The following is a 16,149-nucleotide window of genomic DNA, read 5'->3' as shown; positions in this document are numbered from 1 at the left end:
CCTCATCCTCTCGCGAACCCCGCAAGCAACGCGATCAGCTCCCCCCGGAACTCCACCACGCCGCACGGGCGGTCGGCGAGGAACCGGTGCACCAGCGACTCGGTCGCGGCGACCATCATCCACGCCGTCAGCCGAGGCACCCCGAACAGCTCCGCGACGGCCTCCACCAGCGCGCCTTGCAGCTCGTGCAGCTCGGCCAGCAACTCGGGCGGCCGGGGCGACTCCTCGAAAAGCACTCGATGCAGCCGCGGGTCGCCCCGATGGGCCTCCAGCGCCGTGTCGACCAGCAGCGCGGCCCGTCCCTCCGGGTCGCCGGGCACGTCCCCGGCCAGCGCCCGCTCGATCACGGCGCGCCCCTGGTCCACATGCCGCCGGACGAGCCCGACCAGGATCGCGTCCTTGTTCGGGAAGTACTGGTAGAGCGACCCGACCGACAGCCCCGCCGCCTCCGCGATGCGGTTGGTCGTCCCGGCCGCGTAGCCGTGCTCGACGAAAACGCGAGCAGCCGCCGCCACTATGCGCTCGCGCGTCTCGACCGACCGCTTCTGACGTGGAGTTTTACGCGGACGAAGCCGCTTGGGCGTCCCGCTCACCACGCCCCCAAACGCGAGTAGAAATGCGAGCAATCCCTCACTATCGTCCCACACATGCCCGACTACCTGCGTTTCTTCCCTGATTGGGTTCGCGACGCCGACCCCCCGAAAGCCCGGACGGAGATCCACAGCTGGCGCGACCTCGACGTCCACCTGGAGCGCGTCCCCGCCCCCGATGCCCCGGCCAAGCTGCTGATCTTCCACGGCGCCGGGGGCCACGCCCGGATGCTCCTCCCTTACGTCCGCCTGGGCGGCCCCGCCGAGGTCGTGCTTCCCGACCTGCCCGGATATGGACGCACCGAGGCCAGGTCGTCCGGCTACGACACCTGGCTCGACCTGGCCGAGCACCTGATCAGAACCGAGCGGGACGGCCGCCCCCTCTACGTCCTGGGCGCCAGCGTCGGCGGGATGCTCGCCTACAACGCCGTGGCCCGGGCCGGCGCCGAGGGCCTCATCGTCACCTGCCTGCTCGACCTGCGCCGTCCCGAGGTCAGAGCCGCCGCCGCCCGCTACGCGCCCCTCGGCAGAGCGGCCGGCCTGCTGAACGCCGCGCGTCTCGCCGACGACCTCCGCGTCCCCGTCAGATGGCTGACCCGAATGTCGTCCATGGCGAACGACCCCGCCCTCAACGTCACCGTCGCGAACGACCCCCAGGGCGGCGGCAACCGGGTCTCGCTCCGCTTCCTCCGCACGCTCATGGTCTCGTAGCCCGAAGTGGAACCCGAGGACTTCACCGCCTGCCCCGTCCTGATGGCCCACCCCGCCGCCGACCGCTGGACGCCCGTCCGCCTGAGCCTCCCCTTCTTCGAGCGCCTGGCGTCCCCCAAGAGGCTCGTGATGCTGGAAAAGTGCGGCCACCTCCCCGTAGAGGACCCCGGCCTCACCCAACTGGCCGACGCCCTCCGCGAGTTCCAATCCGGAAATCCCTAGGCCCTGGCGCAACCCGGCCATGTCCATCCGCCGATTCCGATCCGTCCGCGCTTTCCGGGCGGAAAGACTCGGCAGGGCCTCTTCCCCGACCGAGAAAAGGCATGGCGATGCCCGAGACCCGCCCCGGCTGGACGTTGGTGGACGTCGAGACGAACGGACTCAGTCCGTCCGAGAACCGGCGCCGCCCGTGCCGGTACGGCGGTCCGGCGGGCCATTGCTGGAGCGCCGGGTTCTGGTGCTGGGCGGCTCCCACGCGGAGGCCGTGGCCGCGCGGGCACGGGTCGGTGAGTTGGCGCGGTCGTTCGCTGTGGACGTCGAGGAGTGATGTGAGGATTGGGGTGGGATTTTCGCTAGGTGAGGGGTGTGGTGGTGGTCGGGGAGTTGCGGCGGGCTGTTTGTGAGCAGGCGCGGGTTGTCGTCGAGTTGGGGCTGGTCCTCGGGACCTCGGGCAATGTGAGCGTGCGGCGGGGCGATCGGGTCGTGGTCACGCCGGGCGGGCATCCGCTGGATCGGCTGGAGCCGGAGATGTGCCCGGTGCTCGATCTGGACGGGACGGTGATCGAGGGCGAGCTGGCGCCGTCGTCGGAGACGCCGCTGCATCTGGGGGTGTATCGGGGGTCGGCGATGGAGGCTGTGGTGCACACGCACTCCGTCTACGGGACGGCCGTGGCGACGAGCCTGACCGCGCTGCCTCCGGTGCACTACAACACGATGCTGCTGGGCGGCCCTATTCGGGTGGCGCCTTATGCGACGTTCGGGACGCCCGAACTGGCCGCGAACGTGCTGGCCGCGCTCGATGGCCGGAAGGGGGCACTGATGGCCAACCACGGGGCGGTGGCGCTCGGACATGATCTCGGGGAGGCCGTGGAGAACGCGCGGCTGCTGGAGTGGTTGTGCGAGGTCTACGTGCATGCGCGGGCCATCGGGGAGCCTCGGGTGCTCACGAGGGAGGAGCTGGAGGCCGCGAGGCGGCGGTACTCGCTGACTTGAGGGACCGCTCCAAGTCAGGGTGAAGGTCGGGCTCGGAAGCCGCCACCGGAGGGGTTGCTACGTCCTAGTATCTGAGCACACTTCACATCTACGGCCGATCCGGGGTGTATGCACACATGGCGGTAGAAGCCCGAGATTCCGGGACAACTGCGGCGCTCGGGGGGACGCTCGGCACACCCAAGATCGTGTTCCTGGTGGTCGCGGCCGCCGCGCCCCTGGTGGCGATGGTGGGCACCGTCCCGCTGTCGATGGGGTCGGGGAACGGGGCCGGCGTTCCGGGCGCCTACCTGGTCGCGACGGTCACGCTGATCTGCTTCTCCGTCGGGTACGCGGCGATGGCCCGGACGATCACCGGGGGCGGCGGCTTCTACGCCTACGTCGCCCAGGGGCTCGGACGTCCCGCCGCGGCGGCCTGCGCGGTCTGCGCGCTGCTGGCCTACAACGGGCTCGTGGCGGCGCTGGCGGGCGGCATCGGCTACTTCCTGACCGACCAGGGCGGCGCGCCCGGGCCCTGGTGGGCCTACAGCGCGGGCGGCGTCGCGATCATGGCCGCCCTCGGCCGCCGCGCGGTGGACCTGTCGGCCAAGGTGCTGGCCGTCCTGCTGATCTGCGAGATCGGGCTGCTGCTGGTCTTCGACCTCGCGGTGCTGGCGGACAAGGGCGCCGACGCCTTCACCATGGCCTCGTTCGAACCGTCGGAGGTCTTCTCCGGCGCCCCGGGCGTGGCCTTCATGTTCGCGTTCGGCTCGTTCGCCGGATACGAGGCCGCCTCGATCTACGCCGAGGAGTCCCGCGACCCCGCCAGGACGGTCCCCCGGGCCACCTATGCCGCCGTCCTGCTGATCGGGACGTTCTACCTGTTCACCAGCTGGATGACCGTGGGGGCGCTCGGCGCCGAGCAGGCGGGCCCCCGGGCGCGCGCCGAGGAGGGCGACCTGGTCCTCAACCTGACCGGGCGGCTCCTGGGCGACGGCACCAAGGCCGCGCTCGGACTGCTGGTGATCACCAGCCTGTTCGCGTCGCTGCTGTCGGCGCACAACGCCTCCAGCCGGTACCTGTTCTCGCTGGGACGCGACCGGCTCGTCCCCGAGCGGCTGGCGCGCGTCCACCCCCAGCACCGGTCCCCCTACGCCGCCAGCCTGGCGCAGGCCGGGTTCACGCTCGCCGTCATCGCTGTGTTCGCGCTGACCGGGGCCGACCCGTACCGCAACCTGGTCACGATCACCAGCGGGCTGTCGACGCTGGGCGTCGTCCTGCTCCAGATGCTGACGGCGATCGCCTGCGTGACCTACTTCCGCAGGCGCCGCGACCCGCGGATCTTCCGGACGCTGGTGGCCCCGCTGGTCGGCTGCGCCGGGCTGATCGCGGCGACCGTCCTGGTGCTGGCCAACTTCGACACGCTCGCCCACAGCGACTCGCCCGTCGTCCTGGCCCTGCCGTACGTGGCGATCGCGCTGGTCGTGGCGGGTGCCCTGTACGCGCTGCGGCTGCGCGGCACCGAGCGTTATGCGAGGATCGGCCATCTCGCGGCCCCGCCGGACCAGGGAGACGCCTGATGGCCCGCACGCTCGACGAACTGCCCGCGCTCACCGGAACCGAGCTCTTCCGCTCGGGCTGGGTCGAACTCGGCATCGAGCACGAGCGGGCGTTCGGCGAGGCGACGTTCCTGCGCGAGGACTTCCTCGGGCGCCCGCCCGACAACGGCGACCCGTATGGCGAGCGCCTGATCTCGGGGTTCCTGCTGCTATCGATGCTGGTCGCCTTCCACAAGCGCGACCTCGACCTCGATCTCCAGGGCGCCTACGGGCTGAACTACGGCGTCGACCGCGTGCGCTTCCTGCGTCCGGTACTGGCGGGCGAGTCGGTGCGGGTGCGGGCCGACCTGATCGAGGCCCGCGAGAAGGAGCCCGGACGCCTTCGGGTCGTCACGCGCAACACCCTGGACGTCAGGGACGACGACAAGCCCGCGATGGTGGCCGACTGGATCTCCCTCTTCGTCCGGGAGGACGACGGTGTTTGACCTGCCCGGCGACGACATCGTCCCCCGGGTCGACCGGGTGGCCGACTACCTGCACCACTGGGCCGCGCTGACCCCGGACGCCCGGCTGGACGCCCCGTCCCGCACCTACGGCCAGGCCGCCGTCGATGTCGAGCGCTGCGCCGAGGCGCTGTCGGCGTCCGGCGTGCGGGCCGGCGACCGGGTGGCCGCGCTGGTCACGCCGCAGCCGGCGTTCCTGACCCTGTTCCTGGCGCTGTCGCGGGTCGGCGCGGTGTGGGTGGGCCTGAACCCGAGCCACACCCTGGGCGAGCTGCGGCACGTGGTGACCGACAGCGAGCCGGTGCTGCTGTTCTCGCTCGCCGAGCACGGCGACCGCTCCTACGGCGACGACATGCGGGCGCTGCGCGACGGCGCCCCGTCCGTCCGCGAGATCGTGGCGCTGTCGGGCGAGATCGGCGGGGCCGTCCCGTGGGACGACTTCCTGGCCCGGCGGGACGACACCGTCCACGAGGTGGGCTCGCCCGACGACCCCGGCCTGATCATCTACACCTCCGGGACGACCGGACGGCCGAAGGGCGCGCTGATCGCCCACCGGGCCTTCGCCGAGGGCTGCCGCCTCCAGGCGACGCGGATGTACCACTCCCCCGCCATCGCGCTGGCGAACCTGCCCGTCAGCCATGTCGGCGGGGTCATGGACGTGGTGTCGGTGCCGCTGGCCATGGGCGGCGGCGTCTGCTTCATGGCCGACTTCGACCCGGTCGCGATCCCGGCGACGATCGAGCGCGAGCGCGTCACGCTGTGGGGGCAGATCCCCACGATGTTCCAGTACGTCATGGCCATGCCGGGGTTCGCGGACGCCGACCTGTCGTCCCTGGAGTACGTCGGGTGGGGCGGCGCCCCGATGCCGCGCGACCTGGTCGCGCCGCTGCGGGCAACGGGGGCCCGGCTCACGACCGTCTACGGGCTGAGCGAGAGCTGCGTGGCCGTCGCCTACAACGACGATGACGCCGACGACGAGACGCTGGCCACCACGATCGGGCGTCCGGACCCTCGATTGGAGCTGCGCCTGGCCGACGAGTCCGGGGCACCGGTCAAGGCCGGGACGCCGGGCGAGATCCAGGTGCGCAACCCGTGCGTGATGTCGGGCTACCTGGGCCTTCCCGAGGCGACGGCCGAGGCGTTCACCCCGGACGGGTTCCTGCGCACCGGCGACCTGGCCGTCGAGCGTCCCGACGGGAACCTGACGCTGATCGGCCGGTTGAAGGAGATGTTCAAGTCCGGCGGGTACAACGTGTACCCGCGCGAGATCGAGATGGCGCTGGAGGAGCATCCGGCCGTCGCGGCGGCCGCGGTCGTGGCCGTGCCCGACCCGGTCTTCCACGAGGTCGGCGCCGCCTTCGTCGTCTGCGGCGGCCCGGCCCCCGAGCCCGGCGACCTGGCCGAGCACTGCCGGACGAGGCTGGCCCGTTACAAGGTGCCCAAGCGGATCGAGATCGTGACCGAGCTGCCGCTCCTGCCGACCGGAAAGGTCGACAAGTCCGCACTGCGGGACGAGATCCGATCCGGGTAGTCATCCCGGCAATGACAACTATTCAAGACCGTTGTGGCATATCGGTAGCGGTCCCCTAGCTGATCGTGATTCGTTGAGAGTGGCGATCACCGCAAGGCGAGGGCGATCCCGGCGCGCCCGGGACGGAGGATCAGCGCACACATGAATGTCGTTTTCCCCATCTGTGCCGTCGTGCTGACCGTGATCCTCGGGTACAAGTTCCGGTACCTGCGTTCACAGTGGAGCAGGGCGAGGGTCTGGGCACTGTGCTCGACGGTGTTCTTCTTCGCCGTGACCATGTGGTTCGCCTTCCCGGCGAGCGCCAAGCTGGTCAACGGCCTGGTGGGCGTGCCCAACATCGCCGAGTTGCTGGTCGCCTCGACCCTGGCCGCGCTCGGGGCCTCGTTCCTGAGCCTGGCCCTGCTGTGGCGCTACCCCACCGAGATCGCCCGGCCCAAGATCCAGTGGGTGATCGCCGCCTACTCTCTGGTCATCGTCACGATCACCGTGCTGTTCGCGATCTCGGACGTCCCCGTCGAGCGCCCGGTCGACTTCACCTTCTACTACGCCCGCAAGCCGACGATCGCGGCGATGTACCTGATCTACTACGTCTCGACCACGATCGGGTCGGCGATCCTGGCCCGCTGGTGCTTCACCTGGGCGCGCCAGCAGGACTACGCCGAGCTGACCTACCTGCGCCGCGGCCTGCTGCTGTACGGCGGCGCGGGCGTGATGCAGGCGCTCTACTCCTCCATCCGCCTGGTGACCCTGGCCGCCAACTGGGCCGGGACCAAGGCCCTCGACCCGATCGGCAACTCCGCGCCCAGCGTCTGCGCGCTGATCGCGACCGGCCTGCTCAGCTCGGCGCTCCTGGTGCCGGTGTGGGGGCCGCGCTGGACGCCCCTGCGCCGCTCGGCGCACCTGTGGCGGCAGTTGCTGACCCTCCGGCGCCTGCACCGGGCGCTGCGCGAGGTCGACCCGGCCGTGGTGTTCGTCGCGCCGGGCCGCCGCCGGGACGTCCGGCACCGGGTCCGCCGCGCGATGATCGAGCTGAGCGACTGGCGCTGGACGCTGGCGCCGCTGTTCGACCCGTCCATCCAGGAGAACGCCCGCGATCCCGTCGTGGTCGAGGCCGCGCAGCTCAGGGCGGCCCTGGACGACTGGCGCCGGGGCACGCGCGGCGGCGAGCGGCCGGTCGACCGGCAGATCGACGTCCGCGACGGCAACGACCTGGACGGTGAGCTGGAGTGGTGGTGCCAGGTCGCGCGCGCGTTCGGCGGGTCGCCCGCCGTCGAGGAGGCCCTGGCCTCGTCCCGCTCGCGGCGTCCTCACGCCCTGGGGCGGTAGCGCGCGACGCCGCCGAAGAGGGCCAGCGCGGCGTCCGGCGGCGAAGGGTGCGCGAACGGCCAGCGCGTGATGTCCATCAGCCCGGGGCCGACGGTGTCGAAGCCGTCGAACATGCGGAGGATCTCGTCGCGTCCGCGCGGCACGAGCGGGACGCCCGTCCGGGAGTAGACGCGCTCGACCGCGCGCAGGGCCTCGGGCGCGGCGTGGTCGGCGCACGCGTGGCTGAGCACGAGCGCGCTGCCGGGCGCCATGACCTCGCGGAACGCGCGCAGGATCGCCCGGGGGCGCTCGGAGTCGCGGACGAAGTGCAGCACTTCGGTGCACAGCACCGCGACCGGCCGCCGGAAGTCGATCGTCGCCTGCATCCGGGGGTGTTTGAGCAGGACCTCGGGGGTGCGGAGGTCGCCCTCGATCGCGGCCACGTTGTCGCCGTTGTCGAGCAGGGCGCGGCCGTGGGTGACCACGACCGGATCGTTGTCGACGTAGACGACCCGGGGCCGCTGGACGGCCTTGCCCGCCACGTCGTGGACGCCCTGGCCGATCGGCATCCCGGCGCCGAGCTCGACGAACTGGTCGATGCCCTCCTCGGCCAGCGACCGCACCGTCCTGCCCTGGAACTCGCGGTTGCCGTGGGCCAGCGAGAGGGCCTCGGGGGCGTGCTCGGCGATCTCGCGGACGGCGGCGCGGTCGGCGGCGTAGTTGTCCTTGCCGCCCAGCAGGTAGTTGCTCATGCGGGCGATGTTGGGCCGGCAGAGGTCGATCTCCGGGACGCCCTCGGTCCAGTCCCCGATCGCGAACACGGTCATGCTCGGCCCGTCCCGTGTCGCTCATACCGAGGAATCATGGAGAGCCTGCCTCCCTATAGGGCAGTAGAGCCGCCACTCGGGCCAGCCTAACTTCCCGGTAACACAGGCTTCAACTCATAACGGAGAATGAAGAACAAATCCGCACAGGAGTATGAAAATCCTTCAGGGGCGCTTGCCGTTCTCCGGATAGTGGATCAGACCGTCGGCGATCCGTCTGACCTGCGGCGTCACCTCGGGCGACGGCAGGCCCGTCCGGCTCTCGCCGACCTGGGTGAGCCGTTCCAGGATGAGGTCGGCCAGTTCCTCGGCCTCGCGCTCGTCGTCGCCGGTATGACACGTCCGGCCCGCGACGATGCGGGCCATCTTGCCGGGCAGGTGCGGGGTGAAGCGGCGCAGGCCGCCCGGGTCGGAGGCCGCGAGCGGCTCGTGGTCGAGCAGGACGTGGGCCAGCTCGTGCAGCAGGATGCCGAGCCGGTGATACCAGGACCGGGACCGGGCGCAGTAGACCGCGTAGCTGCCGTCGGCCAGCCGGACGGTGGCGCCGCTGAACGGGGCGTCGCGCAGGGAGGCGAAGCGCAGCTCGACCCGGGCGCCCAGGCGCTCGCTCATGACCTCGCCCGTGCGCCGGCAGAGCTCCTGATAGGTGTCCGACGGCGTCGGGGCGAGACGTTCGACGACCTGGTCGCAGAGCTCGTTGAGCTCGCGCCTGCTCAGCCGGGCCATCCGTGCACCTCCGTTCCGCTCGACCCGTTCATTCCCGTTTCAGCGGGAAGGACCAGCCGGCCTCCCCGGACTCCAGCGTCTGCGTGATCGCCTCGACGGCGGCGCGGCGCAGTTCGGGGCTCCAGGCGGGCACGTGCTCGACGACGCGGGCCATGAACTCCACGACCCCGGCGTCGCGCAGCGCCACCAGGTCGGCCAGCTCGGCGTCGATGGCCGAGGCCAGCTCGTCGTCCAGGAAGTAGGCCGCGCGGGGGCCGTCCTCGTCGGCCAGGCCGAAGTGGTCGGCCAGCCCGAGGATGTGCTTGAGCCTGGGGTTGGGCGGTGTCGCGGAGTTGAGCAGCTCGCGGATGTGACTGGCCGAGATCGAGCCGTAGCGGCCGTCGGCGCTGATCGCGGTGGCGACCTCCTCGGGCGTGTACGGCCCGCGCTCGGGCGGGTAGATCGCCTCGAACAGGTGCCGCAGCTTGGCCGGGAACGAGCGGCGCGGGTTCTCCTCGTCGCGGCGCTCCCTGCGTCCGCCGACGAAGACCGCCGGGGACACCCCGAGAGCGGCGGCGAGGTCTTGGATCGTCTGGAGCGTGGGGTTGTCGCGGTTGCCCTTGCGCAGATGGGAGACGTACCCGTCGGTGATGTCGCCGCCGAGGGCGTTCACCGCGCGGGCCAGCTCGGTGTTGGAATACGAGCGCCGCCGTCCCGCCGGCCGCACGCACAGCTCGTCGAGAATCGCCGCGAACGACCGGTGACGATCGTCAGCCATCTTCTACGCCCTCCGAAACAGATCCCGAACCGGCGCCCCTGCCACGCCCGCTTGATCCGCCCCCATGGTAACGGCGAACGCCCGATCTGTCCGGTCCCCACCCCCAACGATCTGAGAGTACGGAAGATCCACTTCCATAAGACCTCGCTTACTTTATCCCTACGAACATCATCAAGGACGGGTCACCCACGTGACCACTTTGTGAACAAGCGCCATCAACAGCGCTCTGACCAGCGGATTTAAGAAACGCGATGACATTCCGGCAGATCATGCCGAAACCATGGCGGTGCATTCCCGTGATTCATTCGTGATCGGTTCGTGATCGTCCCCGGAGACGGTGATCACAAGATCACCGAGCTGGGAGTCGCCATGAAGCACAGCGTCAAGGCGCTGGCGGTCGCGGTCACGAGCGCGCTGGCCCTGCTGCCCGCGGGCCCGAGCCTGGGAGCCCCGAGCCCCGAACCGATCGCGGTCGATCTGACCTCGCCCACCGACCAGATCAACACCGTCCGGAGCGGATCCGCGCTCACCATCGTCACGTCACCCAGGCGGATCGTCACCGACCGCGCGAACGCGCCCGCCGAGGCGTTCTACACCGCCCCGGCTCTCCCGCTCGGCCGCAGGGTCGCCGGCGTCCGCCTGGACGTCACGGCCGACGTCCCCTCGGGCGGCGAGGTCCGCGCCGACGTCCGGGGCCGCGACGGGGGCGCCTGGACCGAATGGTCGAGCGGCCAGCTGGCCAGGCCGTCCAGCGACGTCCAGGTCCGCCTGACGCTCGTGGCCGCCCCCGGAGGCCGCGCCCCCAAGGTCACCCGCGTCCGCCTGACCCCGGACTCCAAGCCGCTCCCGGAGACGGGCCCGCTCCGCAGCCGCGAGCGGACGATGGCGGCACCGCTCGTCTCCCGAGTGTTCGCCACCCGTGAGGGCCTGGTCGGCGGCACCACCGCCAACGGCCACGTCATCAAGCCCCGCGACCACTTCGTGGCCCTCCCCTCCCGGCGCGCCCTGGCCTCCAACGGCGGCCGCGAGTACACGGTGCGGGTCTGCTACCCCAAGAACGGCCGCTGCGAGACCGCCCCCGTATGGGACGTCGGCCCGTGGAACACCAAGGACGACTACTGGAACCCCTCGTCCATCCGCGAGATGTGGAAGGACCTCCCCCAAGGCAGGCCCGAGGCCCAGGCCGCCTTCCAGAACGGCTACAACGGGGGCAAGGACCAGTTCGGCCGCCGCGTCTCCAACCCGGCGGGCATCGACCTGGCCGACGGCACCTTCTGGGACGGCCTCGGCATGTCCGACAACGACTGGGTCGACGTCACCTACGAGTGGACCGACACCGGCTGCGGCGTCCGCGCCGACGGCAAGCTCTACTGCACCAACGGCCCGAGCCCGATGTACGCCCAGGCCAACTTCGACGCCGCCGTCGTCGACCAGCTGAGGACCACCTCCAGCTGGTTCACCTGCTGGACGACCGGCGCCCCGCACGGCGGCGGCAACAGCACCTGGTACTACACCCAGGGCGACGACCACGGCCGCTGGGGCTACGTCCCCGCCCAGAAACTCAACACCTCCAGCCAGTTCGACGCCGACCCCTCGGCCCACGGCCTGCGCCACTGCTGATCCACCGGCTCCAGGAGCGACCCGCCCCCACCCGTTCGCGAGTGGGGGCGGTTGGGGTTCTGGTGGAGGGAATGAGTTGGGGGTGGGGGGTGCTTACTCTGAGAAGATCATCGCGAACCGAACGTGGGGAATGTGCGTCTAACCTCACGGGATAGCTGATCCGGTAGATCCCTTGATCCCGTAATATTCATCTACATTTCCGGCGCAGCCGTTGTTGGACACCCCCTAAGGCAGGTCACGTGCGCAGTACCGATCGAGTCTGGAAGGCAGCCGCCATCGGGGCGTGCGCCGTCGTTCTGGCGGCCGGATGCACGGGGTCGAACAAGACGACGACCCGGAACGAGGCCGGGACGGGCCCCGCGGACGCGCAGGTGGCGATCACCCCGGCCAAGGGCGCGTCCAAGGTCAGGCCCGACAAGGGCGTGCTGGTCAAGGCCACCGGCGGCAAGCTCGACACCGTCAGCGTCACCACCGGGGGCAAGCAGGTCCCGGGGACGTTCAGCGCCGACCGGACCAGCTGGCGCTCGACGTGGACGCTCAAGCCCTCGGCGTCCTACCAGGTCAGCGCGACCGCCAAGAACCCGGCGGGCAAGCCCGCCCAGGCGCAGAGCGCGTTCAAGACCCTCAAGCCGGACGAGACGGTCTCCGCCTCGCTCGACTACATCCTCGAGGGCAACCTGGACGACACCTACGGCGTGGGGACGCCGATCATCCTCAACTTCGACCGCGAGATCTTCAACAAGGCCGAGGTCGAGAAGGCGCTGGAGGTCAAGGCCGAGAAGCCGGTCGAGGGCGCCTGGCGGTGGCTGGGCAACCAGCAGGTGATCTACCGCACCAAGAAGTACTGGCCCGCCCACCAGAAGGTCACCGTGACCGCGCACATGGCGGGCGTGCGTGCGGCCAAGGGCGTCTACGGCGTCAAGGACTTCACCCGGACGCTGGAGATCGGCGCTTCGCGGATCAGCCGTCTCAACCTGAAGTCGCACAAGATGACCGTGACGGTCGACGGCAAGCGGGTGCGCAAGGTGCCGATCAGCGCGGGCAACGGCACCACCACCGAGTACACGACCACGAGCGGGACCCACCTCACGATGGAGAAGGGCAACCCGGTCCGGATGATCTCGCCGGGACGCAAGAAGGGCGACCCGGGGTACTACGACCTGATGATCAACTACGCGGTCCGGATCTCCTGGAGCGGCGAGTACCTGCACCAGACCTCGGGCGAGGAGTACTGCCTCGGACGGCAGAACTGCAGCCACGGCTGCGTGCGGCAGCCGGCCAAGGACGCGCAGTGGTTCTACAAGACCGTCCAGCCGGGTGACATCGTCGACATCACCGGGTCGGACCGGGGGCTGGACTGGCAGAACGGCTGGTCGTACTGGGAGCTTCCGTGGGAGAAGTGGAAGAAGGGCAGCGCCCTCGCCTGACCAGGCGGTAAGCGAGCACGAGCAGCGCGAGAAGAGCGGCCGCCCAGGTGAGGGCGGCCGCTTTCTGCTGGTCGTGCAGGGGTGACGGCCCCCAGGTGCGTCCGAGGCGTGCGAACCAGCCCTGCGCGAGCGCCGTCTCCGAGGTCGCCAGCCACAGGCCGAACGCCGTGTGGAACACGGTCAGGACGACCGTCCGCCGCAGGACCCCGAGGGGAGCGGCCAGCGGGAGCAGCCCGGTCACCAGGAAGACCAGCATGGTCAGCGAGTGGACGGCGTGGTTGCGCAGCGACGCCTCGAACAGCGGCGTGAAGTAGAAGCCGTAGAGGGCCGTCACGGCCGCCGCGAGCGCGGGCGCGGGCCGGGTGACCGCGCGGACGAGACGGCTCTCCACAAGGGCGCTCAGGAGCTCTCGCGGGGTCCTGCCCGCGTCGCCCGGCGCGCCGTCCATGACGCGCAGGGCCAGGCTCACCGGGGCGCCCAGCCAGAGCAGGACGGGCGCGATCAGGATGAGCGTCAGATGCTGCGCGAGATGGGCGCTGAACAAGACCATGCTGTAGCGGGCCAGACCGCCGCAGGTCGCGAAGAGGACCACGGCGAGCCCGGACGCCCAGGCGAGCGTCCTCCAGACGGGCCAGCGCCGGTGGCGCGCCACTCCGGCCGCGTAGAGCCCGGCCCCGGCGGCGATCAGCGCGAGGAACAGCGGGTCGATCCACCAGTCGAGGACGTAGCCGCGCACGCCGCCCCCGTCCGGCAGCGGGAAGCCCAGGCGCAGCGCGACCGCGTCGAGCGTGCCGCGCGCGACCTCGGGCGGCGGCGTCCGCGACAGGCCCGTCGCCAGCGCCATCGTCGCCGCCATGACCAGGATCTCGGCCGACGCGACCCGGACGAAGGCGCGCCCGCGCCGTCCGGTCCGCAGCGCCGGGAGGCTGAACCGGCGGTGCCACCACCCGAACCCGGCCAGCGCCGCGAGCGCCACGGTCTTGGCCACGATCAGCACGCCGTAGCGCGAGCCGACGTCGAAGCCGCCCAGCCGGATCCACGCGTTGACCAGCCCGCTGATGCCGACCGCCGCGAAGCAGGCCAGCGCCAGCCCGCTGTAGCGGGCGACGATCTCCGGTAGCCGGTCGCGCAGCGGACGGGCGGACGCCACCAGGGCGATCAGCCCGCCCGTCCACAGGGCCGCGCCCACGACGTGGACGGCGAGGCTGTAGACGGCCAGGCTGTGGTCGGCCTCGCCCGCCGCGTGCCCGGTGAACAGGGGCGGAAGCAGCGCGAGCAGCGCCAGGGCCAGCAGGTACGCGGCGGCGCCCGCCGAGCGCGCGGATCCGGCCGCGAGGGCGAGAACGGTGACCGCGACCGCGACGAGCAGCGACGCGCGTCCCTGCGGCAGGTCCAGCAGGAAGGTCCGCAGCATGGCGCCGCTGATCTCGTCCGGCGGCACGCCGTACAGGTCGGCGACCGAGAACGCCGTCTCGGCCAGGACGGCCGGCACCCAGACCAGGGCCGTCAGCGACGCCGCGCGCAGGCAGCGCCTCCCGGCCGCGAAGTCGCGCCCCGCCGCGGGGAGGTAGAGCGCCGCGACCAGGAGCCAGCCGACGGTGATCACCGCGGCGCCCAGCTTCGCCAGCGCGGCGACCGCCAGCCCGCCCTTGGTGAACGCGCCCGCCCGGGTCAGTTCGGCCGCCGAGGTCTCGCTGACCGCACCGCCGTACCGGACCGCCGCCGCCAGCACGACGAGCGCGACCGCCACGCCCCCGATCCCGAGCAGCTGCGTTCCGGACAGAGGCTCGCGCGCCCCCGTCCGCAGGGGTCCCCGCTGAGCCACGACACCACCTCCGGCACCAGAGGTACGCACCCCCCTCCGCCCCGGTTCACTTCCGGTATTTCGATCGACGTGCCGCTAGGCGCGTGATGGTGGGCCGGGGTTACATGAGTACGACCGTCGCTACGTTTCGACCTCATGAGGTGACAGACAGGTGACCGGTAATCAAGGAACCGGAAGCGAACGGTACGAAGAGGCATCCCGGGCGGCGGTGGCGTGGCTGCGCGCGCGGTTGGGACCGGACGGCTCGTACGGGCCGGAGGCCGACGATCTCGCGTGTCACTACAAGAGCCCGCAACTCCTCGCGGCCGCCGGGCATCCGAGCGACGCCCGGCGCGTTCTCGACCACATCGAGCGCCGCTTCATGCGGTCCAACGGCGACTTCGCCACCGAGGGGACGGTCAAGAGCGCCAATCCCGTCTTCGACGAGTTCCGCGCCTACCCCAACGCCTGGATCGCCATCGCCGCCCACCGCATGGGCCGGTTCGGGACGGCGGCCAGGGCGATGGGGCATCTGGTGCGATACCACAACCTCGGGAACGGGGGCTTCCGCACGAACCTGGCGTCCGGCACCGATTCGCTGACCACCGCGCATCTCGGTCTCGCGTCGCTGTATACGGGGCAGGTGGAGCGGGCGGCGGCGGCCGGGGTGCATCTCGCTCAGCTCCTGGCCGTCCAGCCCGACCTGAAGGCCGGGTTCTACGTGCGGCTCGACCATCGCGGACGTCCCGTCACCGAGTTTCCCGGCGAGGCGGCGCCCGTCCATGTCGTGAGCGCGACGGAGCCCGAGCAGGCCTACTTCATGATCGGGTATCCGATCGCGTTCCTCACTCTGCTGGCCGAGCTCACCGAGGACGCGACCTGCCTGGAGACCGCGCACGGCTATCTGGACTTCGTGCTGTCGAGCGGGGGCAATCCGCGCTCGTGCCATCACGCGCACAAGGTCGGGTGGGGCGCGGCGCTTTACGCGCGGACCACCGGCGATCGGGAGGCCGCCGGGCTGGCGTCCGACATCGCGGGCCATCTGCTGGCGACCCAGTCCGCCGAGGGGCACTGGCTTCCCGGCGAGGCGCCGCACACCACCTATGATCAGACGGCCGAAACGGCCCTGTGGCTACTGGAGATATCCGCGAGCCTGGGCACGGACGGCCGCTTCTGACACGCCGGGACGACCGGGGAATGACCCGGGTCACACCGCAGGTCTAGACCATTTTGCGAAACAGGGCGGGTCATCGGAGAAGATCTCCTTTCCGGCCCCGCCGGACGACCGAACCGCCGACCGCGCGACCGCGCGGTCTCAGAGCCCTTCCCTAAGGAGAAAGCGACCACCGTGAGCACCTCTCTGGCCAACCCACGTCGCACCAAGATCGTCGCATGGCCCGGTCAGGGCTCGGAGGCTCCGGAGCCCGAAGAGAGCGGCGCCTCCGACTCCGCGCCCGCGGGGACCGACGACTGACGTACGCGGGTGACCCGAGGGGGTCACGGGCCTTCCCAGACGGGGAAGCTCCCGTGACCCCCTTTTCGTTTTTCGCACCGGGCCATTCTCGAAGGGCGGGAATGTGTTCCATGCCACAGAGGGCCCCCAC

General features: G+C 71.0%; 17 protein-coding genes. 12 read left to right on the top strand and 5 right to left on the bottom strand.

The window, feature by feature from the left end; genetic code table 11:
• Positions 1 to 2 precede the first annotated feature (2 nt).
• Complete coding sequence (locus ACQPY4_RS08770; protein WP_433334291.1) at positions 3 to 515, bottom strand: TetR/AcrR family transcriptional regulator; 513 nt, start codon at positions 513 to 515, stop codon at positions 3 to 5.
• A 132-nt stretch (positions 516 to 647) separates the two neighbouring features.
• On the opposite strand from ACQPY4_RS08770, the gene ACQPY4_RS08765 reads away from it, so the two are divergent.
• The 8 genes from ACQPY4_RS08765 to ACQPY4_RS08730 all read left to right on the top strand — a co-directional run bounded on the left by ACQPY4_RS08765 (position 648) and on the right by ACQPY4_RS08730 (position 7,408).
• The gene (locus tag ACQPY4_RS08765) at positions 648 to 1,301 is read left to right on the top strand and encodes an alpha/beta hydrolase (protein WP_433334288.1); all 654 of its coding nucleotides are present in this window, start codon (positions 648 to 650) and stop codon (positions 1,299 to 1,301) included.
• A gap of 6 nt (positions 1,302 to 1,307) precedes the next feature.
• Positions 1,308 to 1,523: a hypothetical protein gene (locus tag ACQPY4_RS08760; protein WP_433334285.1), complete on the top strand. Its 216-nt coding sequence runs from the start codon at positions 1,308 to 1,310 to the stop codon at positions 1,521 to 1,523.
• 187 nt (positions 1,524 to 1,710) lie between these two features.
• Entirely contained in the window at positions 1,711 to 1,848 is a 138-nt protein-coding gene (locus ACQPY4_RS08755; protein ID WP_433334283.1) for a hypothetical protein, read from the top strand.
• 29 nt (positions 1,849 to 1,877) lie between these two features.
• Positions 1,878 to 2,513: a class II aldolase/adducin family protein gene (locus ACQPY4_RS08750; protein WP_433334281.1), complete on the top strand. Its 636-nt coding sequence runs from the start codon at positions 1,878 to 1,880 to the stop codon at positions 2,511 to 2,513.
• A 116-nt stretch (positions 2,514 to 2,629) separates the two neighbouring features.
• Positions 2,630 to 4,069 (top strand): APC family permease, encoded by a 1,440-nt coding sequence (locus ACQPY4_RS08745; protein WP_433334279.1) that lies wholly within the window; start codon positions 2,630 to 2,632, stop codon positions 4,067 to 4,069.
• On the top strand, positions 4,069 to 4,533 hold the full coding sequence (locus tag ACQPY4_RS08740) for a hypothetical protein (protein WP_433334277.1): 465 nt from the start codon (positions 4,069 to 4,071) through the stop codon (positions 4,531 to 4,533). The genes ACQPY4_RS08745 and ACQPY4_RS08740 overlap by 1 nt, the downstream gene beginning before the upstream one ends.
• Entirely contained in the window at positions 4,526 to 6,082 is a 1,557-nt protein-coding gene (locus tag ACQPY4_RS08735; protein ID WP_433334275.1) for a class I adenylate-forming enzyme family protein, read from the top strand. Before ACQPY4_RS08740 ends, ACQPY4_RS08735 begins: the two co-directional genes overlap by 8 nt.
• Before the next feature lie 141 nt (positions 6,083 to 6,223).
• Entirely contained in the window at positions 6,224 to 7,408 is a 1,185-nt protein-coding gene (locus ACQPY4_RS08730) for an MAB_1171c family putative transporter (RefSeq protein ID WP_433334273.1), read from the top strand.
• Here the strand turns inward: ACQPY4_RS08730 and ACQPY4_RS08725 are convergent.
• The 3 genes from ACQPY4_RS08725 to ACQPY4_RS08715 form a co-directional block, all read right to left on the bottom strand.
• On the bottom strand, positions 7,390 to 8,214 hold the full coding sequence (locus ACQPY4_RS08725; protein WP_433334271.1) for an SAM-dependent methyltransferase: 825 nt from the start codon (positions 8,212 to 8,214) through the stop codon (positions 7,390 to 7,392). The two genes, ACQPY4_RS08730 and ACQPY4_RS08725, sit on opposite strands and share 19 nt — an antisense overlap.
• Positions 8,215 to 8,376: 162 nt before the next feature.
• On the bottom strand, positions 8,377 to 8,937 hold the full coding sequence (locus tag ACQPY4_RS08720) for a hypothetical protein (protein WP_433334269.1): 561 nt from the start codon (positions 8,935 to 8,937) through the stop codon (positions 8,377 to 8,379).
• A gap of 28 nt (positions 8,938 to 8,965) precedes the next feature.
• Entirely contained in the window at positions 8,966 to 9,694 is a 729-nt protein-coding gene (locus ACQPY4_RS08715) for a helix-turn-helix domain-containing protein (RefSeq protein WP_433334267.1), read from the bottom strand.
• 318 nt (positions 9,695 to 10,012) lie between these two features.
• Here ACQPY4_RS08715 and ACQPY4_RS08710 point away from each other — a divergent pair, with 318 nt between their 5' ends.
• Both ACQPY4_RS08710 and ACQPY4_RS08705 read left to right on the top strand, forming a co-directional pair.
• Positions 10,013 to 11,314, top strand: coding sequence for a hypothetical protein (locus ACQPY4_RS08710; RefSeq protein WP_433334265.1), 1,302 nt, complete (start codon positions 10,013 to 10,015; stop codon positions 11,312 to 11,314).
• A 239-nt stretch (positions 11,315 to 11,553) separates the two neighbouring features.
• Positions 11,554 to 12,741, top strand: coding sequence for an Ig-like domain-containing protein (locus ACQPY4_RS08705; RefSeq protein ID WP_433334263.1), 1,188 nt, complete (start codon positions 11,554 to 11,556; stop codon positions 12,739 to 12,741).
• Here the strand turns inward: ACQPY4_RS08705 and ACQPY4_RS08700 are convergent.
• Positions 12,647 to 14,566 (bottom strand): cytochrome c oxidase assembly protein, encoded by a 1,920-nt coding sequence (locus ACQPY4_RS08700; protein ID WP_433334261.1) that lies wholly within the window; start codon positions 14,564 to 14,566, stop codon positions 12,647 to 12,649. The genes ACQPY4_RS08705 and ACQPY4_RS08700 overlap by 95 nt on opposite strands.
• A 151-nt stretch (positions 14,567 to 14,717) precedes the next feature.
• Here ACQPY4_RS08700 and ACQPY4_RS08695 point away from each other — a divergent pair, with 151 nt between their 5' ends.
• Both ACQPY4_RS08695 and ACQPY4_RS08690 read left to right on the top strand, forming a co-directional pair.
• The gene (locus tag ACQPY4_RS08695) at positions 14,718 to 15,722 is read left to right on the top strand and encodes a hypothetical protein (protein WP_433334259.1); all 1,005 of its coding nucleotides are present in this window, start codon (positions 14,718 to 14,720) and stop codon (positions 15,720 to 15,722) included.
• A gap of 171 nt (positions 15,723 to 15,893) precedes the next feature.
• Positions 15,894 to 16,019, top strand: a complete 126-nt coding sequence (locus ACQPY4_RS08690; protein WP_433334257.1) for a hypothetical protein — start codon at positions 15,894 to 15,896, stop codon at positions 16,017 to 16,019.
• Positions 16,020 to 16,149: the final 130 nt, after the last annotated feature.

The organism is Spirillospora sp. CA-294931 (assembly GCF_050946795.1).
Classification (GTDB): domain Bacteria; phylum Actinomycetota; class Actinomycetes; order Streptosporangiales; family Streptosporangiaceae; genus Spirillospora.
This window is presented reverse-complemented; position numbering and strand designations above follow the sequence as displayed.